Origin of the sequence: Paenarthrobacter sp. Z7-10, from assembly GCF_026932795.1 — a bacterium.
Lineage (GTDB): Bacteria > Actinomycetota > Actinomycetes > Actinomycetales > Micrococcaceae > Arthrobacter_M.
Window position 1 is genome coordinate 1 of sequence record NZ_JADPVH010000022.1, and the last position, 25,008, is coordinate 25,008.

Below are 25,008 nucleotides of genomic sequence, written 5' to 3' on the forward strand. Positions count from 1 at the left end.
GACCCGAAGACCTCGAACACGTCGCCCAGGAACTCAACGCCCGCCCCCGCAAAACACTGGGCTGGAATACCCCAGCCGAACAACTACGTGATCTACTAAGAGCCAGCTAAACCCGGGTGTTGCAACAACCCCTAGAATTCAAGCAGATACCGGTTCTGCCCACCGGGCGGGGTGACTCAGTGAGCGGGACGGGTCAGCGAAACGGAGACCTGCCCGCCACTGACCTCCCACCGTGCGTCCAGCCGCACGTTTTCCAGCATCCGCCGGTCATGGGACACCAACAGGAGCGCACCGGCATAGCTGTCCAGTGCTTCCTCCAGCTGTTCAATGGCGGGCAGATCCAGGTGGTTCGTTGGCTCGTCCAGCACCAGCAGGTTCACCCCGCGTGCCTGCAGCAGGGCCAGCGCCGCCCGTGTGCGTTCCCCGGGCGACAAACTCCCGACCAGGCCGGCGGCCTGCACCGCCTTGAGCCCGAATTTCGCAAGCAGGGTCCGTGCCTCGGCGCCCGGCATCTCGGGAACGAGCGATTCGAAGGCGTTCGCCAGTTTTTCCGATTCGGCCAGCTGCCCGCGGACCTGGTCAATTTCGCCGATGGCCACGCTGGCACCCAAACTCGCGCTGCCGGCATCGGGCGCCAGATGGCCCAACAGCAACCGCAGCAGCGTGGATTTTCCTGCACCGTTGGGGCCGGTGATGCCAATCCGCTCCCCCGCGTTCAGCTGCAGGGACACCGGTCCCAAGGTGAAACTGCCGCGCCGGGCAACGGCATTGTTCAGCGTCGCGACCACCGAACTGGAGCGGCCCGCGGCACCGATGGTGAACTGCAGCTGCCATTCCTTGCGCGGTTCCTCCACCTCGTCCAGGCGGGCAATCCGGGACTCCATCTGGCGGACCTTCTGTCCCTGCTTTTCGGAGGACTCCATGCTTGCACGGCGGCGGATCTTGTCGTTGTCCGGCGACTTCCGCATCGCATTGCGGACCCCTTGGGAACTCCATTCGCGCTGGGTCCGGGCCCGGGACACGAGGTCCGCCTTCTTGTCCGCGAATTCTTCATAGGCCTCCTTGGCGTGCACCCGGGCCACCGCGCGTTCGGCAAGATAGGCGTCGTAGCCGCCGTCGTAAACGGCCACCTTGTCCTGGGCCAGGTCCAGTTCCACCACCCGCGTGACACACCGGGCCAGGAATTCGCGCAGTCGTGTGAAACCAGAATGGCGCCGCCGCGCAGACCCTGGACGAATGATTCCAACCGGGCCAAGCCGGCCAGATCCAGATCGTTGGTCGGCTCATCCAGCAGGACGATGTCGAAGCGGCTCAGCAGCAGGGCTGCCAAGGCCACCCGCGCGGCCTGGCCGCCCGAGAGGCCGGTCATTTCGTCTTCGGGATTGATGGACAAGCCCAGTTCGGCCAGCACCGCGGGAATGCGGTCCTGGAGATCGGCGGCGCCGCTGGCCAGCCAGCGGTCCAGAGCGACGGCGTAATCCTCCTGCGCACGCTTACTTTCGGAACCCAGGGCGACGGCGGCCGCCTCCATCGTGTGCGTCGCTTCGGTGGCGCCGGTGCGGCGGCCAAGATAAGCGGCTACGGATTCCCCCGGCAAGCGTTCGTGCTCCTGCGGGAGCCACCCGATGAAGGCATCCGCCGGGGCCAGAGTCACCGTTCCGGCCAGCGGCTCAGCGATCCGTGCGAGGATACGCAGCAACGTCGATTTGCCGGCTCCGTTCGCTCCAACGACGCCAAGCACGTCTCCCGGTGCCACCGTCAGATTCAGGCCTGTGAACAGGGTGCGGTGGCCGTGCCCGCCGGAGAGGTCCTTGGCCACCAGTGTTGCAGTCATTACTCCATCCTATTTCGCCTGCGGGGTCCAGATTCGCCCATGGCAAGCCAGCCGCTGCGGCATGCTTGATCAGCGCGCGAAGATGCTCCAGCCCGCGTGGTGCCTCGCCCCGGGCGCCAGCAGGACCAGGTCGGTACCGCTGTTGAAGGCATCCGGCGGGCAGGTCATTGGTTCCACCGCCAGGCCCAAGCGGCTCCGCTGCGGCGCCGGTTTGTCCGCGGTGTGCACCTGCAGCCACGGGCAGGAGGTATCCCAGCTCATGCCAACGCCTGTGCCCACCGGATCGTGCAGCAGCAGCTCGGCCCGGCCGGTGGGGGCGAAACGCAGGTCGGTGAAGGCGTGGTCGATTTCCACCGCTCCCAGCGCCCGTGGGGTGCGGAAGTCGAAGGGGTGCCCCTGCACCGGCACCCGAGCGACGGGCAGCAACCGATCGGGGGTCACTGCCAAAAAAGTTTCCGCCGCCAACTCCAGCACCCACTCATCCAGCGGCGAACTGCCGGCCACCAGGTACGGATGAGGGCAGACGCCGTAGGGCGCAGTCCGGCCGCCCGTATTGCCGGCCGTCACCTCGGTGTGCAGCCCGCCGTCGTCGAGCGAGTAGCGGACCTGCAGAGCAAGCGAGAAGGGATATCCGTGCGTTGGTTCCAGCTCGCAGCCCAAGGTGACCGCCGCGCCGTCGAACTCCTGAAACGTCCAGGTCCGGTCGAAGACCAGACCATGCAGCGCAGTATTGCGGGCGATTTCGTTGATGGGAAGGTGCAGCACTGTGCCGTCGGAACGATAGGACCCGTCGGCGATCCGGTTAGGCCAGGGCGCGGCGATGATTCCCCGGTAATCCGGGATGGGTCCGCCCGCCGCAAAGGGCACCACCAGGTCCCGGCCGCAGTGCTGCAGCCGCCGCAGAGCCGCTCCCTGCGCCGTGATGACTGCGGTGTAATTCCCGGCGGCCAGCGTGTGTTCGGCGACGGCTACAGCCCTCCGGCCAACTTGTAATACGCCTGGTTCCAGCGGATTTCCTTGCGGAACTGGCCCAGCGTGGTGTATTCGTCAATGAGCAGCAGCTCAGTCTGCGCCATTTCGGCAAAGTCTTCAAAAGCCTCCACGCCGCCGGCGGTGCTCAACACGGTGTGGTGCGCGGCGCCGGCGGTAAGCCAGGCCGCCGCGGAGGTGGCAAGATCCGGCTTGGGCTGCCACAATGCCCGGGCCACCGGAAGGTTGGGAAGCGGCTCATCCAGCGGCACCACCTGCACCGCGTTCGCGACCAGCCGGAACCTGTCCCGCATGTCCGAAAGTGCGACGACGACGCCGGCACCTGGATCGGTGTCAAAGACCAGCCGCACCGGATCTTCCCGGCCGCCGATGCCCAGCGGATGGATCTCGAGGGTCGGTTTTGACGTGGTCAGTGACGGGCAGACCTCCAGCATGTGCGCGCCCAGGATCTTCTCTTCGCCGGGCACCAGATGGTAAGTGTAGTCCTCCATCAGGGAGGCCCCGCCGGGAAGGCCGGATCCCATCACCTTCGCCGCGCGGACCAGGATCGACGTTTTCCAGTCGCCCTCGGCGCCGAAGCCGTAGCCATCGGCCATCAGCCGCTGCACGGCGAGACCGGGAAGTTGCCGCAGCGCGCCCAGGTCCTCAAAGGACGTAGTGAAGGCCGCGGAGCCGTTGGTCTCCAAAAAGGACCGCAGGCCAAGCTCAATCCGCGCCCCGTAGCGCAGGGATCCGTGCCGGTCAGCGCCCCGGCGCAGCTCGGGAGCCACGTCGTAGAGCTCCTCGTAGTCGGCCACCAGCGCATCCACATCGGTGTCCGCCGCCGCGTCCACCGCTTCCGCCAGTTCGTTCACCGACCAGGTGTTCACCGAAACACCCAGGCGCAGCTCGGCCTCGGTCTTATCCCCCTCGGTGACCGCAACGTTGCGCATGTTGTCCCCGAAGCGGGTCAGTTTCAGGCTCCGGACCGCCGCCCAGCCGGCGGCAGCCCGCTGCCAGATTCCCACCTTTCGTGCCACCTCCGGGTTGGAGACGTGGCCCACCACGGTCTTGCGCGGCACGCCAAGACGGGTCTGTATGTAGCCGAACTCGCGGTCACCGTGGGCGGCCTGGTTCAGGTTCATGAAATTAAAGTCGATCTCCTTCCACGGCAGCTCCACATTGGCCTGCGTGTGCAGGTGCAGCAGCGGCTTGCGGAGCGCATCGAGTCCCTGGATCCACATCTTGGCCGGCGAAAAAGTGTGCATCCAGGCTGTGACACCGATGACGTGATCCGCGGCGTTCACCTCCACTGCCAGCCTCCGGATGGCATCCGCGTCCGTCAGGACCGGCTTCCACACCAGCCGCACCGGCACGTCCCCTGAACCGCTCAGCGTCCGGACGATCTGCTGGGACTGCTCCGCCACCTGGTTCAGCACCTCCTCGCCGTAAAGGTGCTGGCTGCCGGTGAGGAACCACACCTCATACCCGTCCAGGGACGTTGAGGCTGCGTTGGCGGGCTGAAATCCGGTCATGATTCTCCTGGATTGCTGGGGCTGTGGAACGCTCTGGAGGGGCCGGGTGGCAGGTACCCCGGGTCTGCTATTGGCCGTACACGTTTTGGTAGCGGGCGAAGAGCGCGGCAGTTACCTCCGCGTCCAGGGGCAGCGGTTCCCCGAGCTGGCGCGAAATGTGCACCGTTCGGGCCACCTCTTCACACATCACCGCGGCCTTTACCGCTGCCCGGGCATCGCTGCCGATGGTAAATGGGCCGTGATTGCGCATGAGCACGGCCGGCGAGTTCGAATCCCGCAGCGTGGCGACGATGCCCTGGCCAATCGAGTCGTCGCCGATCAGGGCCAGCGGACCAACCGGGATGGGTCCGCCGAATTCGTCCGCCATCATGGTCAGTACGCACGGAATGGGCCCCCCCCGTGCGGCCCAGGCGGTGGCGTAGGTGGAGTGCGTATGCACCACGCCGCCCACATCGTCCATGCTGCGGTAGACGTAGCCGGCGGCGGCGGCGTCCGACGACGGCGACAGTCCGGGATTGCCCCAGTCTCCATCCGCGGGGGTACCGAAAAGGTCCGTCACCACCATCGACTCCGGGGTAAGCCGGTCATAGGCGACACCGGAGGGTTTAATCACCATCAGGTCAGCGCCCGGCACGCGTGCGGAGACGTTCCCCGCGGTCCAGACCACCAGCGAGCAGCGGGTCAGTTCGCCGTGCAGCGCACAAACCTCCGCGCGGGTTGCCGCAATGGCATCAAGCAGCGCGCTCATCGAGCGTCCCCGCTGACCGACAGGAAGGAGTCCGGCAGGGCAGAAGCCTCCGCGTCAGAACCTGCTGCCGTCCCTGCCGCGTCCCCCGCCACCTGGCTCTGCAGCGCCGCGCGCTGAATGGCCTTGAGCCGGTGCATCACATCGTTGCCGCCGCGGCCGAAATAATCGTGCAAAGCCGTATATTCGGCAAACAGCGCATCGTAGGCTTGCACGTTCTCCTGCACCGGCAGGTAGACATCGGCCGGTGCACTGCCCATCGCCTCCGACGCGGCCAGCACATCCGGATAAGCACCGGCGGCGACGGCCGCGTGGATGGCAGCACCGAGCGCAGGGCCCTGACTGGAGCCGAGCGTGCGAAGCGGCAAATTGATGACGTCGGCGTAAATCTGCATCAGCAGCCGGTTCCGTGGCAAGCCGCCGGCCACCACGAATTCGGTAACCGGAACACCCGAGGAGTTGAAGGCCTCGATGATGGTGCGGGTGCCGAAGGCGGTGGCCTCCAGCAAAGCTCGGTAGCTGTCCTCCGGCCTGGTCGCCAGCGTCTGGCCGAGGATAAGTCCGGAAAGCTCATGGTCGACCAGGACCGACCGGTTTCCGCTTTGCCAGTCCAGTGCCAGCAGGCCATGCTGACCGATCCGCTGACCGGCCGCCAGTTCGGTCAGATGCTCATGGATGCCCAAGCCGCGTTCCGCGGCGTCGTCGTAATAGCGCGCTGGAACGCCGGTCTTCACGAACCAACCGAAAATGTCCCCCACACCGCTTTGGCCCGCTTCATAACCCCACAGTCCGTCGAGGATGCCGCCGTCGACCACCCCGCACATCCCGGGAACCTCGCGGAGCTGGTTCCCATTCATGATATGGCAGGTCGAGGTGCCCATGATGGCCACCATCTGGCCTGGCGCCACGGCCTTCGCCGCCGGAGCGCTCACGTGCGCATCGACATTGCCCACCGCCACGGCGATGCCGGCCGGCAGCCCCGTCCAGGCCGCCGCCTCAGCACTCAGTGTGCCCGCTGCCTCACCCAGCCGCCCGATCCGGTGCTGCACCTTGGCGCTGACAAAATTACCGAACTCCGGGTTCAAAGCCGCCAGGAAATCCGCCGACGGGTAGCTGCCATCCTGGTAGATGCCCTTATAGCCGGCGGTGCAGGCATTGCGGACATAGACACCGGTCAACTGCCAGACAATCCAATCCGCCGCCTCCACCCAATGGTCCATCGCCTTGTAGACTTCCGGATCCTCTTCCAGCAGCTCCAGCCCCTTGGCGAACTCCCATTCGGAGGAGATCAGGCCGCCGTAGCGGGGCAGCCAGGACTCGCCGCGCTTGGCGGCGAGGGCATTAATCCGGTCGGCCTGGGGCTGGGCGGCATGATGACGCCACAGTTTGACGTAGGCATGCGGGCGGTCCTCGAATTGTTCCAGCTCATTAAGCGGGGTGCCGTTCGCACGCACGGGAACCATGGTGCAGGCCGTGAAATCGGTCCCGATTCCGATCACCTCGGCGGCGCTGACACCGGCTGCCCGGATCGCCTCCGGCACCGCCTGGCGCAGCACGTCCCGATAATCGTTGGGAACCTGAAGCGCCCAATCCGAGGGCAGTCGGCGTGCACTATCGGGAAGCGACTCGCTCAGTACGCCATGCGGATAATCAAATACCCCGCTGCCCAACTCGGCCCCATCGGATACCCGAACCACCACCGCCCGGCCGGACAACGTGCCGTAATCGACGCCGATGACATAGCGCTGCGGCCGAGCGCCTGGCTCATGCGGCGTGCCGGAACCTTGCGGTGAGCCCGAAGATGCGGCGGAATCTGGAGTGTTCATACGGTCCTCCTCCGGCACGCGGAGGCCGCACTGCCGGACACAATGAGTCGTGGAACTTCCCGCCGGTCCATTCAAGGGTGGGAAGCTGACTCAATTGTGAGCGCTAACATCTACCCTGCCAAGGACGATTCGGCGCGGCCGTCGTCGAACGAACCACTAAGCGCGGCCTGACCAGCGGATCCGACTCTGCGGACGTTTCCCGCAGGGCCCGGAGCAGAACGCGCATGCAGCTGCGGCCCAGCTCCTCGAAATCCTGGCTGACCGTAGTCAACGGTGGAAGGAAGTACGCGGCCTCGGGCTGATCGTCATAGCCCACGATGCTGATGTCCTCGGGCACGCGGACACCGGTTTCGGAGAACGCCCGCAGCATGCCCAAGGCCATCTGGTCATTCGCCACGAAAACCGCCGTCACGTCGCGGTTGGCGGCAATCCGCAGGCCGGCTCGGTAGCCGCAGCCGGCGCTCCAATCCCCTTCCAGCAGCACCGCTGCCTCCAGCCCGGCCGCCGCCAACGCTCCCCGCCAGCCAGCCACCCGGCCGGCCGCATCAATCCAGCCACTGGGCCCGGACAAGTGGGCGATCTGCCGGTGACCCAGGTCAATCAGGTGGTTTACCGCAAGTTCAGCGCCCAGCCGCTGATCCACACCAGCCCCGCTGATGCCCTCTCCCCCGCCGGAGCCGACCGCCACCAGGGGCACGTCCGGGCCGAGGCGATGCAGTACCTCGAACGTTCCCGGATGCGGCACGATAACGATGACGCCGTCCACCGCCTGGTCCAGGAAATATCCAACCGCATCCGTTATCGACTCGGCGCTGACATCACGCAGGCCCGCGATACTGACGAAATAGCCCTCGTCCCGGGCCGCCTGCTGCACTCCGAGCAAAGTGTTGGACGGCCCGTACTGGGACATCTCGCTGCCCAGCACCCCGATGGTCCGCGAACGGCGCGTCACCAGATTCCGCGCCGCAGTATTGCGGCGATACCCCAATTCGGCGATCGCGTGCTCCACCAGCTCACGCGCCTTGGAACTGACGTTGGGTTGGGCGTTGAGGACGCGCGAGACGGTCTGATGCGAGACGCCGGCGAGTCGAGCCACGTCCTTCATCACCGGCGGCCGATCCGGAGCCGATCGGTATCCCACCGTCCCCAATTCCCCGTCGGCCACCCCTGGCTCTCTACCGGCCATCCCAACTCCTTGCTTGCTGGCGCCAGATCGGTGCCGGTCATCCTCAGCCCCGCGGCTCTTAGCGCTCATCAGCTTAGGCCGTCCACCCCGAAGCCCGAAACCCCACCGAGGCCGCGAACCCCAGCAAGGTCACTGCGGCTTCGCGGGAGTGCTGGGGTTTCGGCAGCAGCCGGCGTAGGCTCGGTCCCGTGAAGCCCGGGAGCCGAATCAGACGGATTGTCCGGATCGCCGTGGACCGTGCGGGAGCTCGACGGGTCGGGGCCGGCTCAGTCGGGGGCCGGACTGGCTCGGTCGGGGTCCGAACCGGCTCGGTCCGGTTCCGGACTGGCTCGGTGCTGACCCGGACTGGCGCCGGGAGCGCCAGGACGATCCCGGCCTGGCTCGGATCACGCCGCACGGCACTCGTGTTTGTAGTCGGTTTGGCCCTGCTGCTGACCGGCTGTACGTCCCCACCGGCTCCCGCTGTGCCGGCGTCCGCCGGCCGACCGGCCTCGTTACCGGTCGGGACGCTCGTGCCGGACGGCGAGCCGACGGATGTGGCAACGAACCTGGCCGCTCCGTGGTCCATGGCCTTCCTGCCTGATGGGTCATTCCTGGTGAGCGAACGCGGTTCGGCGCTGATCAAGGAAATCACTGCGGGTGGCGCAACGCGCATCGTGGGAAAGGTCGATGGCGTCGTTCCCGGCGGCGAGGGTGGGCTGCTGGGTTTGGCTCCTTGGCAGGGTCCATGCGCGGATACTGCAAGCCAGCCACCGTGTCTGTTCCTCTTCGTCTACGTCACAGCGAAGGAGGACAACCGGGTGCTGCGTCTGGCTCTGGACGGCGCTGCGGGCTCCTACACCTTGGGCAGCGGTGTAACTACTGTGCTCACCGGCATCGCCAAGGCCTCCAATCACGACGGCGGCCGGATCGCCGTCGGCCCGGACGGACTGCTCTACATCACCACCGGGGATGCCGGCAACGGCCAGGCGGCCCAGGACCGCAACTCCTTGTCCGGGAAAATCCTCCGGCTCAAACCGGACGGCACGGTCCCGGCGGACAATCCTTTTCCAGGGAACCCCGTCTTTTCGCTCGGCCACCGGAACTCACAGGGGATCGCCTGGGACAGCCGCGGCAGGATGTGGGCGGCCGAATTCGGGCAGAACACCTGGGATGAGCTCAATCTGATCCTGCCCGGACACAATTACGGCTGGCCGATTGTGGAAGGTATCGATGCCCACCCGGACGCCCGCTTTACGAATCCGGTCCTGCAGTGGGCCACGTCGGAGGCCAGCCCGAGTGGAATGGCCATCCGCGGCACCACCATCTACCTGGCGGCGCTGAAAGGTGAACGGCTGTGGGTCATCCAACCGAGCGACGACGCTGCCACCGCCGCAGCCTCGGCGTACCTGAGCGGTCGGTTCGGCCGGCTCCGCGACGTCCGCGCCACGCCCGACGGCGGATTATGGGTCCTGACGAACAACACGGATGGACGTGGGACACCGCGGCCCGGCGATGACCGCATTCTCTCCGTGCACCTTGCTGCCTTGCCCTGAGACAGTTGGCCAGGATCATGCATGCCCCGAAATAGGCCGCGCGGCCGCAGTTGGGGGGGCCTCGCAGGGCTGGGCAGAGCCTGTACGCGGCGCGGTGGGCCCCGATAGCATCGAATTATGGACTTTAGATACTTAGGTAACAGCGGACTCAAAGTTTCGGAAATCACGTACGGCAACTGGCTTACGCATGGCTCGCAGGTGGAAAACGACGTCGCCACGCAATGTGTCCGGGCCGCCCTGGACGCCGGCATCAGTACCTTCGACACGGCGGATGTCTACGCGAACACCGCGGCGGAAACAGTGTTGGGCGAGGCTCTGAAGGGCGAGCGGCGCGAATCCGTCGAAATCTTCACCAAGGTCTTTGGACCCACCGGCCCCAAGGGGCACAACGATGTGGGGCTGTCCCGGAAGCACATTCTCGAATCCATCAACGGTTCCCTCAAACGGCTGCAAACGGACTACGTTGACCTCTACCAAGCGCACCGCTTTGACGTGGAGACACCGTTGGAGGAGACCATGCAGGCATTCGCGGACGTGGTGCGCTCCGGCAAGGCCCTTTACATCGGCGTCAGCGAATGGACTGAGGAACAGATCCGTGCCGGTGCTCAGCTTGCCAAGGAGTTGGGTGTTCAGCTGATCTCCAATCAGCCGCAATATTCCATGCTCTGGCGCGTTATTGAAGAAAAGGTGGTCCCGGTCTCGGAAGAACTGGGACTGTCACAGATCGTCTGGTCCCCGATCGCCCAGGGTGTTCTGAGCGGCAAATACCAGCCGGGTCAGCCTGCTCCTGAGGGCAGCCGCGCCACCGATGAAAAGGGAGGCGCCAACATGATCAAGCGTTGGATGTCCGACGACGTCCTCACCGGCGTGCAGAAGCTCCAGCCGATCGCCGAAGAAGCCGGACTGACGATGGCCCAACTGGCCATCGCCTGGGTGCTGCAGAACAAGAACGTCGCCTCGGCCATCATCGGGGCCTCCCGCCCCGAGCAGGTCCACTCCAATGTCAAGGCCGCCGGCGTCACTCTCGACTCGTCCGTGATGACCAAGATCGACGACGCGATTGGTTCCCTCGCCGAGCGCGATGCCGAAAAGACCAAGGACAGCTCACCCGCCACCCGCGAAGCGTAAGGAAATCACCATGAAGATAGCCCTCACCGGAGGAAGCGGAAAACTCGGCCGCAGCGTCCTCGCCCGGCTGCGCGGCGAAGGCCACGAGGTAATGAATCTGGACCGCACGGGAGCCCGGGAGCCCGGTTTTATCCAGATTGACCTGACCGATTACGGCCAGGTGGTGGACGCCTTCCTCGGGATTGATGACAGGCATACCGGATTCGACGCCGTCGTCCATTTAGGTGCCATTCCGGCACCCGGGATCCTGCCGGACACCGCGACCTTCCACAACAACATGCTCTCCACCTACAACGTCTTTCAGGGCGCCCGCCGGGCTGGTATCAAACGGATCGTCTACGCCTCCAGCGAGACCGTCCTGGGCTTGCCGTTCGACATCGACCCGCCTTACATCCCGGTGGACGAGGAGTACCCGGCCCGGCCGGAGAGCACCTATTCGCTGGTGAAACACCTCGAGGAGCAGATGGCGATCCAGCTCACGCGCTGGGATCCGGAACTGAGCATTAGCGCGTTCCGCTTCTCCAATGTGATGGACCCGGCTGACTACGCCGCCTTTCCAGCCTTCGACGCGGACGCCATGGCACGCAAGTGGAACCTTTGGGGCTACATTGACGGCCGCGACGGCGGTCAGGCGGTGCTGCGGGCACTGGAGAACGCGAAGCCGGGCTTCGAAGCCTTTATTATCGCTGCCGCGGATACCGTAATGAGCCGCTCCAGTGCGGACTTGGCCGCGGAGGTCTTCCCCGGGGTCAAGGTCACCAAGGAGGTGGGCGAGCATGAAACCCTGCTCTCCATCGACAAGGCGCGTCGGCTGCTCGGCTTCGAACCGGAGTACAGCTGGCGCGATTCCACTGGGGCGGGTGCATGAAATACCTGAAGTTGGGCAACACTGGAACCGATGTATCAGCCCTTGCGCTGGGCTGCATGAGCTATGGCGAACCCGGTCGCGGCAATCACGGCTGGACTCTGCCGGAGGAAGAATCGAGGCCATTCCTCCAGCGCGCCATCGAACTGGGTATTAACTTTTTCGACACGGCGAATGTCTACTCGGACGGCTCCAGCGAAGAAATCGTGGGCAGGGCGCTGGCTGAGTTCGGCCGGCGCGAGGAACTGGTCCTTGCCACCAAGGTGCACGGCCGGATGGCTCCTGGTCCCAACGGAGCGGGGTTGTCCCGTAAGCACATTCTGTGGCAGGTGGATGAGAGCCTGCGCCGGCTGGGCACGGACTACATCGATCTGTACCAGATCCACCGCTGGGATCCCCTGACGCCGCTGGAGGAGACACTCGAGGCGCTCGACGACGTCGTGCGGGCCGGCAAGGTGCGCTATCTGGGCGCATCGTCGATGTACGCGTGGCAGTTCGCCAAGACCCTGCACACGCAGCGGGCCAACGGCTGGGCACGATTCGTCACAATGCAGGACCACTACAACCTGATCAACCGCGAAGAGGAGCGGGAGATGTACCCGTTGTGCGCCGATGAGCAGATTGGCGTGCTGCCCTGGAGCCCGCTGGCCCGCGGTAAGCTGACCCGCGACTGGGACACCGAAACCAACCGGGCCGGCCTGGACGAGTTTGGCCAGACGCTGTACGGTCAGGCCGAAGCGGCGGACCGGAAGGTTTCCGAGGCCGTGGCTGCGGTGGCTGCTGGACGTGGTGTGCCGCGGGCGCAGGTGGCCCTGGCCTGGGTTTCCGCCAATCCCGTGGTGACGGCACCGATCGTCGGAGCCACCAAACTCAGCCATTTGGAGGACGCCGTCGCCTCGCTGGAAATCGAACTCAGTGCGGACGAGCTCTCGCAGCTGGATGCCGAGTACATTCCGCACCGGCTTGCAGGTTTTTAGGCTTCCGCATACCGGCACCGGTCCGGTACCGGCCCGGGACGTTACACGTCCAAGAGCCGATCCGTTTCCGGATCCGGGGAGCCGTCGAAATACCGCTCCAGTACGGCGCTGAACACGTCCGAGGGAACCGCGTCGCGATGTGGCGCGGTTCCCTCCACGGCGGCACGTTGGAACAGCGTCATGGATGAGCGCAGTTTCTGCGCATCGATTGAGCCGAAGATCTGCAGCGCCGTTCGTCCCCTGATGCCTGCCACCGTACCGGCGCAGGCCAGCACCCGAGGCCCGAGGACGGGGTGCTGCAGGTAATCCTGTGCCTCCTGCAGGCTGGTAATGGCATATATCCGGGCCGTTGGACTCCGACCAAGACCGGCGATCTGCGGAAAGATAAACCACATCCAATGGCTGGTTTTCTGACCGGCCCGCAGCTCCGCGAGCGCTCGGTCATACGTGCCACCGGCGTCCTGCGCGGCGACGAAACGCTCCAGTCTCTGGCCGTCCGCCATTGCTGTCTCCATCCCCTGTTGGTGCATGCAGCTTTATCAGATCACAGAACCTGGGTTGGAAAAACCATCCGCGGGCAACGTCCAACTCCGTGCGATGGGATCCTGGCCTTGTCAGTTGCGGCGGACCGAGGATAATGAATTCCACGGTTGAAACGAGCTCCCTCCCTGTCTGGCGACAGCGATCGTCGGCCGTTCACCGGTTCAGGCGCTGTTCAGGGAGTCACCATGCGGTGGTGGGCACGAGAAGGACACGGATCGTTGGCCGCGGCGGCCGCCGCGCTCCTTCTGCTCAGCGGGTGTGGCCCCTCGCCGCAGGGAACGCCTGCGCTGCCGTCCGCGTCCGCCCCGTCGACCTCCGCGTCCTCCGCGTCAGGCTCCTCGTCTGTGCCGTCGTCCTCCGCGTCAGGCTCCTCGCCCGTGCCGTCGTCCTCCGCATCCTCCGCGTCAGGCCAGTCGTCCTCCTCCTCCGGCCAGCACACCACTGAACCCACCGCCGGCCCGGCGCCGACGGCAGCAACAGCCAACCCGCCGGGCAACGCCGACGCCGGGCCGGTGGCCTGGGTGCCACCCGGTCCAGTGGACCCGGCCGATCCCCCGCAAAATCAGTGGTATGCGCTGTTCCAACGCATGGATTGTGATGGATTGGCGGCTGCGGTCGATGCCGGCAACGCCACCACTGCCGATGGAATTGTCCTCTGGAGTGCTGCCACCGCAATCTGCCGCGCCGTTTACCAGGGCCAGCCTTCCGGCTGGACTGCAGCCGCGGCTGCCCTGCCGGCCCTGGTCCAGCCGACGCCCGACCGTTGCCTTGACCGCGCGGCATATGACGTTGTTGCGGGACTGGTTGCCCTCCATCTGCAGAACCCCACGGCAACGCCGTCGCCCGTGCCGGGGAACGGGACGGCATGCCCGCTGAGCCTGACCGGGCTGGATGCGCTGGACGGCACGGGACCGACCGTATCGCCATCGAGCGGACTGGCCGGCGGCACATTCCAGCTCGTCGGACGGTTCCTCGACGTCGTCGCGGTGCTGGTGGACGGGCAGCACATTCTGCCCGCGGCGGACCCGAACCTGCCGGGACGCTGGAACGTCGTCCTTCCGCCGGCTCCAACGGCGGGCGCGGTCACGATCATGGTCGAGGGGAGCGGCGGGATGGTCCCGGGCGAGCTTACATTCACCTATGTCGACGACGGCGCGACCGAACCACCGGGCGCCAGCCCCTCCTCTTCCCCCACCGATACCGCCACCGATGCCACGACTGATGCCACGACGACAGGTGGGGGGTGATGGAGGCCCAAGGCAGCGAAGCCGATCCCGGGACTGAAGAAGCCGGACCGCTGGCCGACCACGGCGTTACGGCCAGCGAAGCCGCGGCCCGGAATACCGCCGAGCAGACCCCGTTCGCGAAAGTCCTGGCGGTCGTTTCTTCCATTGGGCCGCCGGTCACCGTGGCCACGGCCCTGTTGGTGTACTTCGGCTGGGCGAGATCTGATGCGCAGTCCAGGGCGATGGGCCTTGATGTCAGCCTGTTCGGCTACTCCGTCCAGGACTATGCGCTGCGCAGCATCAGGTCCTTGTTCTTTCCCTTGGTCTGCATCCTGATCGCGGGACTGTTGTGGCTTGCCGCCGACGACTGGCTGCGCAGTCAGCTCAGGCCGGGACATTGGCGCCTGCTGGTGGTCCGTCTCTCCATCGCCGCGATTATTGGCGGCGCGGTGCTGGCCGCAGGCTGTTGGCTAATCGCACTGGTTAGACCGCAGGGCTCATTCCTGGTGATTCCATTCCTGATGGCGGCCGGCGTCCTGCTGGCCCACTGGGGGCTTCGGCTGCGCCGCCTTGCGCTGAACCGCCCGGCCCGGGCAGTCGGGCGGACTGGGCTGCAGGGCCGGGCGCTGGAGGCGACGTTCGTCTTCACCCTCGTCACCATCCTGCTGTTCTGGGGCGCGTCCGACTTTGCCCAAGTGGTGGGACGCGGCCTGGCCGCGGACATCGAGGCACAGGTGACGTTGCTGCCCCGCGCGGACGTCTACAGCCATTCGGACTTGGCCATCGGGGCAGCGGGAGTGACGCGGACCTCGATGGGCGCGGCGGCCTCCCCCGTCTACAAATACACCGGCCTGCACCTGCTGGTGCTCAGCGGCGGCCGCTTCTTCCTGCTGCCCGAGGGCTGGACACTCGCCCGCGGCACCGTCGTCGTCCTGCCGGACAACGACGCCGTCCGCGTGGAATTCGGCAGACAAGAGACCGACGCCGGGCAGGGAAACCGTGCCGGCGGATTCGCCGCCCGTCCTGCCGGCTCTCCGGCTCAGCCGCGGGGACGCAATCGAACACTGGGCAGGACGGGGGCCGGCAACGGAGCCGGCTGACCGTCCGGATAGGGTCCAAACCGCGGGTAGGCTGCGCCGTCCGGGTACGCATCCCCGGCCGGCGCCGGAGTCGGTTCGACTCCAATTTCGGCTTGCCAAACCGCACGAAAGTCGGCCACTTCCTGATGAGTCCGTCCGACGAAGTTCCACCACATCACGATCTGCTCGCCGAGCGGTTCCCCACCCAGGATGAGCACCCGTGCCGGCGCCGTGCCCGCCTGAAGGACTACCGTTCCCCGACCCAAAGGCAGGTAGTGGAGGTGGTCAACTTTCATCGGGATGCCGTCCATAGCCAGATCGCCGGTGTCGAGCAGGATCCCGTGTTCGAATCCCGGGTCCAGTTCAAGGCGGAGCATGCCGCCGGGCCGCAGGGTGGCTTCGGCTGCGAGAAGCGGTGACGTGTAGGTATTCACGGGTGACGCCGACCCCGCCAGCGAACCGAGGAACACCCGCAGTTCGCTGCCGTCCCCGACCACCGGTTCCGGGGCGAAGTGTTCGAATGTTGGGGCCATGTGCCGGGTGGCCCCCGGCAGGGCGAACCACAACTGCGCTCCGTGCAGCACGGTGGTGTCGGGCGTTGAGAATTCCTGGTGCGAGATCCCCCGCCCGGCAATCATGAGGTTGACCTCTCCCGGGCGCACGATGGCCTCGAAGCCTGCCGAGTCGCGGTGGGCAACTTTGCCGGTGAAGAGCCAGCTCACCGTCGCCAAGCCGGTGTGGGGGTGGCGCGCGACGGTCATACCACCCGATTGGCTCACCGGATCTGGCCCATAGTGATCCAGGAAACACCAGGAGCCGATGAGACTGCGCCTCCTTTGGGGCAGGGTGCGCCGCACAGACATCGCCCGCACGCCGCCCAGCGGTACATCCCGTGGCGCCAGGATTTCGACGCCGGCCCCATTGTCCGTCCCAACGCAAAGGAGTTCGTCGGGCGCCGCCTCCAGGTTGCTCAAAGCGCCCCACCCGGCAGGGGCCACAGGCCGGGATGGCTGCGGACCTCAACCGGTCTGCAGGCATTCACGGCACGCGTGGCTTCGCTGACCATTACCGACTCCTCACTCCCGGGATCGGGAACCTGCCCGGACCCCGGGGTTGACCCCACCACCAGCTTAAAGCAAAAGACCCGAACCGGTGTTTCCACCGGTTCGGGTCTTTCTCATGGTTGCGGGGACAGGATTTGAACCTGTGACCTCTGGGTTATGAGCCCAGCGAGCTACCGAACTGCTCCACCCCGCGTCGCATTACTAACTCTACCTGCGCACCATCCTGACGCCAAATCGGCAGCCTGTGAGCTGCCTCCCACCGTCGGGATTTGATCACTGGACAGCCGGTTCTGGCGGGCCGGGGTGGCAAAACGGCCCGCCAGAACCTTGCCAGCTACTTGCTCGGGCTGGCCGAGGACGTTGCCGGGGGATTGTTGGTGGAAGTCTCGCTGGCACCGGCGGAGGGAACGGCGGACGGTGGAACGCCCGTTTTTGCCTCCGCAGCCATCGCCGCGGCGATTGCTGCGCTGAGCCGCTTCTGCGCCGCCCCGTAAGCGGCGAAGTCGCCCTTGCCAAGGGCGGCCTGTCCGTCCTTGATGGCCTGGTTTGCGTCGGACAGTGCCTTGGACAGCTTGGCCTGCTCCGTCGGGTTCGACGTAGTGCCGCCGGTCCCCGACGAGCCGGGAGACGTCGTCGTCGTACCGGGCTTCTGCGAATCCCCCGCCGTTGCACCGGAATTACCGCCAAAGAGCTGATCCAACGCCTCGTTCAGCGTCGCTGCGTAACCGATCTTGTCCCCGAAGGCCACCAGCACGCGCTGCAGCGTCGGGTAGGACGTCTCGCCATTGGACTTCACGTAGACCGGCTGGACATAGAGCAGTCCGCCGCCCACCGGAAGAGTCAGCAGGTTCCCGTTAATCACCGTGGACTGGCCCAGGCGAAGCACGTTGAGCTGCTGGGAAACGGAGGGATCGGAGGTAAAGGTGTTCTGCACCTGGCCCGGACCCGGGACCTGGGTATCCGCGGGCAACTCCAGCAGCCTGAGCTTGCCGTAGGCGGGGTCCTTGACGCCCTTTTTGTTCCCGGCATCCCCGTCGGCAGCCATGAAGCCGTACAGCACGTTCCGAGACTCGGTCCCCTGCACGGATTGCGGGATGAAGGACGTTGTCAGCGAGAAGGCCGGCTTGGACTGGCCCGGCATCTGTAACGAGAGGTAGTACGGCGGCTGTTTCACCGTCGCACTGACGGTGGGATCGTTCGGGACGCTCCAGGCCTGCGTATTTTTGTAAAATTCCGCCGGGTTGGTCACGTGGTAGCGGTCCAGCAGTTCGCGCTGAACCTTGAAGAGATCTTCCGGATAGCGCACGTGACTCATCAGGTCCCCTGACATTTCACTGTACGGTTTGATGGTGCTCGGGAAGACCTTCTGCCAGGCTTTCAAGATCGGATCCTGGTCATCCCAGGCGTACAGGTTTACTGAACCGTCGTAAGCGTCCACTGTGGCTTTAACCGAGTTGCGGATGTAGTTGATGGAATCGTTCGGCAGCGCCCCCGTCCCGTTTTTCTGGGTCAGCGAATCCGTGGTGGCTGCTTCGACCTGCTGCTGCTGGGAGTACGGGTACGCGGAGCTGGTGGTGTAACCGTCCACGATCCATTTGACCCGGCCATCGACGACGGCGGGATAGGGGTTGCCGTCGATGGTCAGGTAGGGTGCTACTTTCGCCACCCGTTCTTTGGGCGTGCGGTTGTAAAGGATCTGGGACTTGTCATTGACGCCGTTGGTCAGCAAAAGATCCGAGGATTGGAACTTAATCGCATACAGCAGCCGATTGAACCAGTTACCCACGCTCGGGCCCGCGCTGCCGGTGAAGGTGGTCTGCGAGTCGCTGCTGCTGCTGGTGCCTTGCGGGCGGTCCAGTTCCACCGGTGCGGTGCCGGTCGGTGCGCCCACAATGGAATAGTCAGGCGAGGACTGGCCGAAGTAGATCCGCGGCTGATAGCTGGTGTCGGTACCCAACTTGCCGGTGGAGGGCACTCCGGACTGAATGAAGACCGGCTTGCCATCCGCTGTGACTGTATTGCCATAGGCGGCCACCACACCATAACCGTGCGTATAGACCAGGTGCTTGTTGTACCAAGTCTGCTGGTCCGGGTTGATGCCGTCCGGGTTAAGCTCACGGACGGCAATGACCGTGTCCTGGACCTTGCCGTCAATGGTGTAACGGTCCACGTTCAGCGTGGACGGGAACTTGTAGTACGGGCGGTATTGCTGCAGCTGGGCGAAAGTGGAGGACACCAGATTCGGATCCAGCAGCCGGATATTGGCCGTCGTCGCGGCATCCTGACGCAGCGCACCTTGGGTGGCCTTCGTCGTCGCGTCATACGGCGTGACCTCCACCTTGTCCAGTCCGTACGCCCCGCGGGTCATATCGATATTGCGCTGGATGTACGGTGCCTCCAGCGTGGCCTCGGATGGGGTGACCTGGAACTGCTGCACCACCCATGGGTAGATTCCCCCGGCCAGAATCGAAGTAACGATCAGCATCGCGGTGCCGATGATGGCCAGGCGCCACCGACCGACCACAGCTGTAATGATGAACAGCACGGCGACTATCAGGGCCGCCACGGCGAGGATGGACTTCGTGGGAATCACCGCATTGACGTCCGTGTACAGCGCACCCGAGCGAAGACCGCTGTTGTCCTGCAGTGTCGAATACCGGTCCAACCAGGCATTGAGCCCGATCAACAGCAGGAAAACCGCGGCCAGTACGGCCACGTGGATTTGCGCCGCCCGGCTGGTGAACAGACCCCGTTCCTGCAGCCGGATGGCGCCATAGAGGTAGTGGGTCAGCAGACCGGCGATCGCCGCAACGACGACGACGCTGATCAAGAATCCCGAGACGAAGCCAAAGAACGGCAACGTGTTGGTGTAGAAGCTGATGTCCAGCCCAAATTGGGGGTCCTTTTGACCAAACGGGACCTGATAAATGAACAGCAGCACCTTCTGCCACTGACCGGCCACAGCGGTACCGGCAAAGAGCCCGAAGACAACGGGAACACCGATCATAACCAGCCGGCGTACCGGCTCAAGCTGGGCCTGATAGCGATTGAGGCTGTCCTGCAGTTCGCTGTCCGGGGCGTAGACCGGCCGGGCCCGGTAAGCCACCCGGATAGAGGCGTAGACGCCACCGGCCATGACCAGGAAGCCCACAAGGAAGATCACGGCTCTGGACGAATTCTCCCGCCAGAACATTTCCAGGAAGCCCAGCTGGTTGTACCAGAGCACCTCGGTGTAAAGGTTGGCGAACAGGACGAAGCCGATCACCAGCAGGGCCACGACGATGAGCGTGGGCAACAGCGGCCCCCGCCGCCGCCGCGTGCTGGTGGGTCGGGCGTTGGAACTGGGACGGGAAGTCACGCTTACCTCTATTTAACCTTGAAGGTGCAATCTGGTGTTGTCGCGCTGTTAGCGCCGATGCTGCTGGTAATGCTGGTGGTGCTGCTGGTGCTGGTAATGCTGGTGATGCTATTACCGCCTGTACCACCTGCGCTGCGACAGGTGATGCCGGTGATGCGGGACGTTCTGTTATGAGTGCCACGAACGGTGCCGTGGCGAAGTTCCTCTGATGCCATTGTGCCCCGATTCCGCGAAACCCCGGCACTCCCCCCAAAACCCTGCGGCTTTGCGGGGGTTTGGCGCGTTGGCTCGGGTTTCGGCATTGTCAGCCGGCCGTGCAGCTGGGCAGCGCGGAGGTGTCCTTGCCGGACGCAATCTGCCTGACGTCGTCGTAGGCCTGTTGCAGCGTGCTGACCTTGACCACCCGCAGGCCGTCGGGGACGTGGCCCACCACTTCATTGCAGTTCGATGCCGGCGCGAAGAACACTGTGGCGCCGCCGTGCTTGGCGCCGATCATCTTCTGGTCAATACCGCCAATCGGGCCCACATTGCCGCCCGCATCGATGGTCCCGGTGCCGGCGAAATGTTTGCCACCGGTCAAGTTCCCCGGCGTCAGCGTGTCGATGATGCCCAGCGCAAACATCATTCCAGCACTGGGGCCTCCGACGTTGCTCAGCGCAATCGACACGTCAAAGGGGAACGTGAACTTGCTCTGCAGTTGCACGCCCAACAGGAACTTTCCGGCGGCCCCCGGCTGCGGCGTAATGGTTGTCTCGCTCGTGCTCCCGCCGCGCCGAAAGCTGATGGTGACGGGTTTACCGGCGCCGGAGGCCAGCGCATCCTGGATCACTGTGATGTCGGTGATCGGGTGGGAATTGATCGTGAGCAGCACATCATCGGGCTTCAGTTTCCCTTTGGAAGCCGAAGTGTCGGGAAGGGCGAAGACCGCCAGCGAGGTCGTATAGGGGATTTTCAGTTGTGTCAGCGCCGCGGCGGTGGCGTCCTCCTGGGAGGTGCTCATCGCCACGGCATTCTGTGAACTCACCTGCTGCTGGCTGGTGCCCGGCGGGAACAGCAGTTCTTTGGGATAGACGGATTTGCTGCTGTCCAGCCAGGCCCGGTAGGCAGCGACGATGTTCAGGTTGTTTCCTGGGCCACCGTTGAGATAGACCGTCACCAAATCGAGGCTGCCGTCGGCTGGGTAGGTGGGATGCCCGCTGACCTGGATGACAGGCTTGCCGCTGTCCTTGCCCAAGGTATTGAATGTGGGCCCAGGAGACTCGACGACATAGGGCACCGGCAGCGTCAAGGCCAGCACGCAAAGCGCTGCGGCCAGCACTCCGGAGACCACCATGGCGGCGAAGCGTCCGTCGCGCGGGCGCTGCGGAGAGGCAAGCGCGGCTTGGCCGGTCCACGGCGTGGCCCGCTGCCCTGTATTCGGATCGCTCAAAACCTCTACCTCTCGCTGGCAGCTGCTGCCACGGTACCTGATGAGTTCAAATCCCTAGCCTACGTGGTCCGGCCGACGTTTCCCTGAACGCCGGCGGCGCAGCGGGAGTGCGGAGCGCACGGCGGGCAGGGCACAGCGGGAAGGCTTTGCCTTTAGCGAACGTCCCCGCCGTCGGGCAGACAAGCCAGGTGCCCGGCGGTAACGTGAGAAGAGTCAGCACGTCTCCCACAGATCGGCCGAAGATGAGCTCCAACCCAGCCAATAACGACGACGACACCCCCAAGGACCCGCTGTCCGAGATGCTGGCCAATCTGATGGGCGGCAAGGGGATGGAGGGCTTCGATCCGGCGGCTTTGGCCAAGGCGGCGGGCCTGCCGGACGATCCACAGGCACTTTCGCAGATTTTTGCGCAGGTGCAGGCGATGATGGGCCAGAGCGAGGGGCCTGTCAATTGGCAACTGGCGCACGACAATGCCCGGCAGGCCGCCGCCGGAGGTGATCCTTCGGTAACGCCCGCGCAGAGCCGTGAAATCGACGAAGCGCTCCGGCTGGCCGAGCTGTGGCTTGACCCCGTGACCGAACTGCCCAGCACTGGCTTGATAGGTCAGGCCTGGTCCCGGGCCGAATGGGTCGAGGAAACGCTGGGTACGTGGAAACGGCTGACCGAACCAGTGGCCAACAGCATCGCCTTCGCACTCTCGAGCACCCTGGCGGAACAGCTGCCCGAGGAAATGACCTCGATGATGGGCGGCGCCGCGTCCATGCTGCAGAATATGGGCGGGGCCCTCTTCGGCATGCAGCTGGGACAGGCCGTTGGCGCTTTGGCACGCGAGGTCGTCAGCTCCACCGACATCGGGGTGCCGCTGGCGGATCTCCAAATGGCACTGCTGCCGGCCAACGTCGCCGCCTTCGGCGCGGGCTTGGACGTGCCGGAACAGGATGTCCGGCTCTTCCTCGCGGTGCGCGAAGCGGCGCACGCCAGATTGTTCGTGCATGTCCCTTGGCTGCGCGGTCATCTCCTCGGTGCGATTGAGTCCTATGCACGCGGCATCCACATTGACATGTCCCGAATGGAGGAGCTGGCCAGGGACATGGACCCGAGCAATCCCGAGACCATCCAGGCGGCGCTGTCCGAGGGCGTCTTCATGCCGCAGCGGACTGCCGAGCAGGACGCCGCATTGGCAAAGTTGGAAACAGCCCTGGCCCTGGTTGAAGGTTGGGTCGACGAGCTTAGTTTCGAGGCCGCCCGGAATCTGCCCTCGGCCTCCGCACTGCGCGAAACGGTTCGACGGCGCCGCGCCACGGGCGGCCCGGCCGAGCATGCCTTCGGCGCCTTGGTCGGCCTGGAGCTGCGCCCGCGCCGGCTGCGTGAGGCCGCGGCATTATGGGCGGCGCTGAAGGAACAGCGCGGCATCAGCGGCCGGGACGCCATCTGGGAGCACCCGGATCTGCTGCCCACGGCGGAAGATCTGGACGATCCGGCTGGCTTCGGAGCCCGCAGACAACTGCTGGAAGCATCGGGTTCGGAAGTGGATGCGGCGCTGCAGAAACTGCTCGCCGGCGACTATGAGCCGAAGGATACCGGCACTGGCAGCGAGCCCAACGCGGACGGTTCGGACACATCCGGGCCCTCTTCCGGGCCTGCAAAGACCGACGACGGCACGTCCAGGAACGATGACGCTTCCGACGACGGCGGCTCACCGGGAGCTCCGGCCGGCTCATAACCACACCACCGTCGCCACTCCGCCGGAAACCGAGGGACACCTTCCGCAGGTGGAAGCCAGCCTCCGCGTGGTCAGTACCAGGCGCCGGTTAACCCCGGATCAGTCCAATTCCGGTCCGTTCGGGTCCATGCCGATGCGGTCCAGTCCCCTCGAGGTCGCGAAGGCAGCGCCTTCGAGGAAGGCCTTGGCGCGCTCCAGCTGGGGATATCCCTCCAGCAAAGCCCAGAAGGCGGGGCCGTGACCTGCCACAAGCAAATGGGCCAGTTCATGGAGCAGGACATAGTCCACGACCCAGCCCGGCATGCCCTGCAGGTGATGCGAGAGGCGGATGGTTCGCTCGGAGGGGGTCGCCGATCCCCACCTGGAGTTCTGGTTGCTGACCCAGCGGACCGTAACGGGCCTGCTCCGGCCCGCAAAATACTGCAGTGACAACTCCTGCGCCCGCGTCATCAACGCGTCGTCGGACCGACCGCGTCCGGTGGGCGAACCCTTCCCCGACCTGTCGCCCTTGGATTGAAGCCTCAGCAGCATTCTAGCGACCCACTCACGTTCCTGGGCGGCGCTGAAGTGCCCCGGGATCGCCACAACGGCTGTGCCGCCTTCCCAAAATGCCGCTACCGTTTGCCGTCGGCGACTGGAACGGCGCACAACCACCGGCGCATCCCGCTCAAGTTTGGCTGGAACGGAAGATTCCGGGACGGAAGATTCTGGGACGGAAGGCATGGGCGTGCCGGCCGATCGGGGGAAGAACATACCTCGACGTTACAGTTCGGGCCAGACAAATCCGAGCCACCGGTGTGTGGTGTGGATAACCTCCCGGTGCGCTCCCGGCCGTGCCAGTATTTCTGCTAAGCACACCGGCCGGCAACCCACCTTGAGGCGCCGGGGTGATGCGTCAGAAGCATAGCGCGGCAGGAGCGGCCATGATCATCAATCCTGGATTGCGGACGGTATTCCGCAATCCGCAGACCATTCAGATCGGTGTGGGTGGCGGCGGGGTCATCCTGGAGGGGCTTACGGCAGAAGACCGCACCTTCGTGAAGCTCCTGTGCACGGGCACCTCCGGTGCCTCCGTGGCTGCGGCTGCGGCCAACGCCAACGTTCCGCCAGATCGGGTCGAACAGATCCTTCAATCGCTGGCCACGGTGCTGGTGGACGATTCTTTTCCCCTCCGCCCGCCAGGATTCCGCGGCGACAGACTGGCCGGGGAGATCCGGCAACTGTTCGCGGTGTATGGCAGGCAATCCACGGAAATCCTCAGCCGGCGCGGAAGGGCTGCCGTCCGGATCATTGGTCTGGGCCGGACGGGGGCCGCCGTGGCTCAGGCCCTGCTTGGTGGCGGGGTCCGGACATTGCTCCTGCAGGACGAGCGGGCGGTAACGGCCTCGGATGTGGGACCGGGGGCTTTCCGGCTTGCGGATATCGGCATGAACAGAGCCGCGGCGCTGCGTCGTCATCTGCTGTCCGCGGATCCGGGATGCCAAGCGCATGTGATCCATCCGGTCAGCAGCGGCGGTCAGGTCTTTTCGTCCCTCGACCTTGCGGTGTACGTGGGCCAGGATGTGGCGGACCCGAACGTCCTGGCCGAACTGATGGGCCGCGACCAGCCGCATCTGGTGGTCCTGCTCCGCGAACAGGACGGCGCCGTTGGCCCCCTGGTTATTCCAGGACAAACCGCCTGTCAGGGGTGCATCGAGCGGCAACTGGCCGAAGTGGACCCCGACTGGCCACAGATCCGCCGCCAGCTGGAGGACCAGGCAGCGGCCGAAGAGGGTTCGATGGCTCTGGAATTGGCGGGCTCGGCTGCCTACCAGGCGCTGCTGTATCTGGACGGAACCAACCGGCCAGCCAGTTGGTCCGCCGTGCTCACGTTCCGCGGCGCCGACGGCGGATGGCGGCAGCACCGCTACACCCAGCATCCGGATTGCGGCTGCCAGCTGCAGCGCCAAGCCGCAGCTAACCTGCAATTATGGGACGGGTGAGGC

Annotated in this window: 19 protein-coding genes, 1 tRNA gene and 1 pseudogene; 9 read left to right on the plus strand and 12 right to left on the minus strand. The window is 65.3% G+C overall.

The window, feature by feature from the left end:
* Window positions 1-176: 176 nt before the first annotated feature.
* The 6 genes and pseudogenes from IV498_RS08400 to IV498_RS08425 form a co-directional block, all read right to left on the minus strand.
* A pseudogene (locus IV498_RS08400) lies at window positions 177-1,834 on the minus strand (ABC-F family ATP-binding cassette domain-containing protein).
* Window positions 1,835-1,903: 69 nt separating this feature from the next.
* Window positions 1,904-2,842 carry an aldose 1-epimerase family protein gene (locus tag IV498_RS08405; protein ID WP_442951325.1) on the minus strand — a complete coding sequence of 313 codons (939 nt, stop codon included), beginning with the start codon at window positions 2,840-2,842 and terminating at the stop codon, window positions 1,904-1,906.
* Window positions 2,803-4,338 carry an L-arabinose isomerase gene (araA, locus tag IV498_RS08410; RefSeq protein ID WP_269046115.1) on the minus strand — a complete coding sequence of 512 codons (1,536 nt, stop codon included), beginning with the start codon at window positions 4,336-4,338 and terminating at the stop codon, window positions 2,803-2,805. The genes IV498_RS08405 and araA overlap by 40 nt, the downstream gene beginning before the upstream one ends.
* 67 nt (window positions 4,339-4,405) lie before the next feature.
* Window positions 4,406-5,086 carry an L-ribulose-5-phosphate 4-epimerase gene (locus tag IV498_RS08415; RefSeq protein WP_269046116.1) on the minus strand — a complete coding sequence of 227 codons (681 nt, stop codon included), beginning with the start codon at window positions 5,084-5,086 and terminating at the stop codon, window positions 4,406-4,408.
* Window positions 5,083-6,909, minus strand: a complete 1,827-nt coding sequence (araB, locus tag IV498_RS08420) for a ribulokinase (protein ID WP_269046117.1) — start codon at window positions 6,907-6,909, stop codon at window positions 5,083-5,085. Before araB ends, IV498_RS08415 begins: the two co-directional genes overlap by 4 nt.
* Before the next feature lie 103 nt (window positions 6,910-7,012).
* Window positions 7,013-8,014: a LacI family DNA-binding transcriptional regulator gene (locus tag IV498_RS08425; RefSeq protein WP_269046160.1), complete on the minus strand. Its 1,002-nt coding sequence runs from the start codon at window positions 8,012-8,014 to the stop codon at window positions 7,013-7,015.
* Between the two features lie 413 nt (window positions 8,015-8,427).
* Here IV498_RS08425 and IV498_RS08430 point away from each other — a divergent pair, with 413 nt between their 5' ends.
* The 4 genes from IV498_RS08430 (at window position 8,428) to IV498_RS08445 (ending at window position 12,600) form a co-directional block, all read left to right on the plus strand.
* Window positions 8,428-9,630 carry a PQQ-dependent sugar dehydrogenase gene (locus IV498_RS08430; protein WP_269046118.1) on the plus strand — a complete coding sequence of 401 codons (1,203 nt, stop codon included), beginning with the start codon at window positions 8,428-8,430 and terminating at the stop codon, window positions 9,628-9,630.
* 117 nt (window positions 9,631-9,747) lie between these two features.
* The gene (locus IV498_RS08435; protein WP_269046119.1) at window positions 9,748-10,758 is read left to right on the plus strand and encodes an aldo/keto reductase family protein; all 1,011 of its coding nucleotides are present in this window, start codon (window positions 9,748-9,750) and stop codon (window positions 10,756-10,758) included.
* 10 nt (window positions 10,759-10,768) lie between these two features.
* The gene (locus IV498_RS08440; RefSeq protein WP_269046120.1) at window positions 10,769-11,626 is read left to right on the plus strand and encodes an NAD-dependent epimerase/dehydratase family protein; all 858 of its coding nucleotides are present in this window, start codon (window positions 10,769-10,771) and stop codon (window positions 11,624-11,626) included.
* Window positions 11,623-12,600, plus strand: a complete 978-nt coding sequence (locus IV498_RS08445) for an aldo/keto reductase (RefSeq protein WP_269046121.1) — start codon at window positions 11,623-11,625, stop codon at window positions 12,598-12,600. The genes IV498_RS08440 and IV498_RS08445 overlap by 4 nt, the downstream gene beginning before the upstream one ends.
* A 41-nt stretch (window positions 12,601-12,641) precedes the next feature.
* On the opposite strand, the gene IV498_RS08450 is transcribed toward IV498_RS08445, so the two are convergent.
* Window positions 12,642-13,103 carry a DUF1810 domain-containing protein gene (locus IV498_RS08450; protein ID WP_269046122.1) on the minus strand — a complete coding sequence of 154 codons (462 nt, stop codon included), beginning with the start codon at window positions 13,101-13,103 and terminating at the stop codon, window positions 12,642-12,644.
* A 225-nt stretch (window positions 13,104-13,328) separates the two neighbouring features.
* Here IV498_RS08450 and IV498_RS08455 point away from each other — a divergent pair, with 225 nt between their 5' ends.
* On the plus strand, window positions 13,329-14,390 hold the full coding sequence (locus IV498_RS08455) for a hypothetical protein (protein ID WP_269046123.1): 1,062 nt from the start codon (window positions 13,329-13,331) through the stop codon (window positions 14,388-14,390).
* Window positions 14,390-15,469, plus strand: coding sequence for a hypothetical protein (locus IV498_RS08460; protein ID WP_269046161.1), 1,080 nt, complete (start codon window positions 14,390-14,392; stop codon window positions 15,467-15,469). Before IV498_RS08455 ends, IV498_RS08460 begins: the two co-directional genes overlap by 1 nt.
* Here IV498_RS08460 and IV498_RS08465 read toward each other — a convergent pair.
* From IV498_RS08465 to IV498_RS08475, 3 genes are all read right to left on the minus strand, one after another.
* A complete protein-coding gene (locus tag IV498_RS08465) occupies window positions 15,409-16,422 on the minus strand; it encodes a pirin family protein (protein ID WP_269046124.1) in 1,014 nt (337 codons plus the stop codon). The two genes, IV498_RS08460 and IV498_RS08465, sit on opposite strands and share 61 nt — an antisense overlap.
* A 206-nt stretch (window positions 16,423-16,628) precedes the next feature.
* Window positions 16,629-16,705 (minus strand) — tRNA-Met (locus IV498_RS08470).
* A gap of 141 nt (window positions 16,706-16,846) precedes the next feature.
* The gene (locus tag IV498_RS08475; protein WP_269046125.1) at window positions 16,847-19,870 is read right to left on the minus strand and encodes a UPF0182 family membrane protein; all 3,024 of its coding nucleotides are present in this window, start codon (window positions 19,868-19,870) and stop codon (window positions 16,847-16,849) included.
* Between the two features lie 18 nt (window positions 19,871-19,888).
* On the opposite strand from IV498_RS08475, the gene IV498_RS08480 reads away from it, so the two are divergent.
* Window positions 19,889-20,044, plus strand: a complete 156-nt coding sequence (locus IV498_RS08480) for a hypothetical protein (protein WP_269046126.1) — start codon at window positions 19,889-19,891, stop codon at window positions 20,042-20,044.
* 130 nt (window positions 20,045-20,174) lie between these two features.
* Here IV498_RS08480 and IV498_RS08485 read toward each other — a convergent pair whose 3' ends face one another.
* Window positions 20,175-21,299, minus strand: a complete 1,125-nt coding sequence (locus IV498_RS08485; RefSeq protein ID WP_269046127.1) for a YlbL family protein — start codon at window positions 21,297-21,299, stop codon at window positions 20,175-20,177.
* A gap of 242 nt (window positions 21,300-21,541) precedes the next feature.
* Here IV498_RS08485 and IV498_RS08490 point away from each other — a divergent pair, with 242 nt between their 5' ends.
* Entirely contained in the window at window positions 21,542-23,023 is a 1,482-nt protein-coding gene (locus IV498_RS08490; RefSeq protein WP_269046128.1) for a zinc-dependent metalloprotease, read from the plus strand.
* 99 nt (window positions 23,024-23,122) lie between these two features.
* Here the strand turns inward: IV498_RS08490 and IV498_RS08495 are convergent, their stop codons facing one another.
* Entirely contained in the window at window positions 23,123-23,746 is a 624-nt protein-coding gene (locus IV498_RS08495) for a M48 metallopeptidase family protein (protein WP_442951323.1), read from the minus strand.
* A gap of 200 nt (window positions 23,747-23,946) precedes the next feature.
* Between IV498_RS08495 and IV498_RS08500 the strand changes: the two genes are divergently transcribed.
* The gene (locus tag IV498_RS08500; protein ID WP_269046129.1) at window positions 23,947-25,005 is read left to right on the plus strand and encodes a TOMM precursor leader peptide-binding protein; all 1,059 of its coding nucleotides are present in this window, start codon (window positions 23,947-23,949) and stop codon (window positions 25,003-25,005) included.
* The last annotated feature ends 3 nt before the right edge of the window (window positions 25,006-25,008 follow it).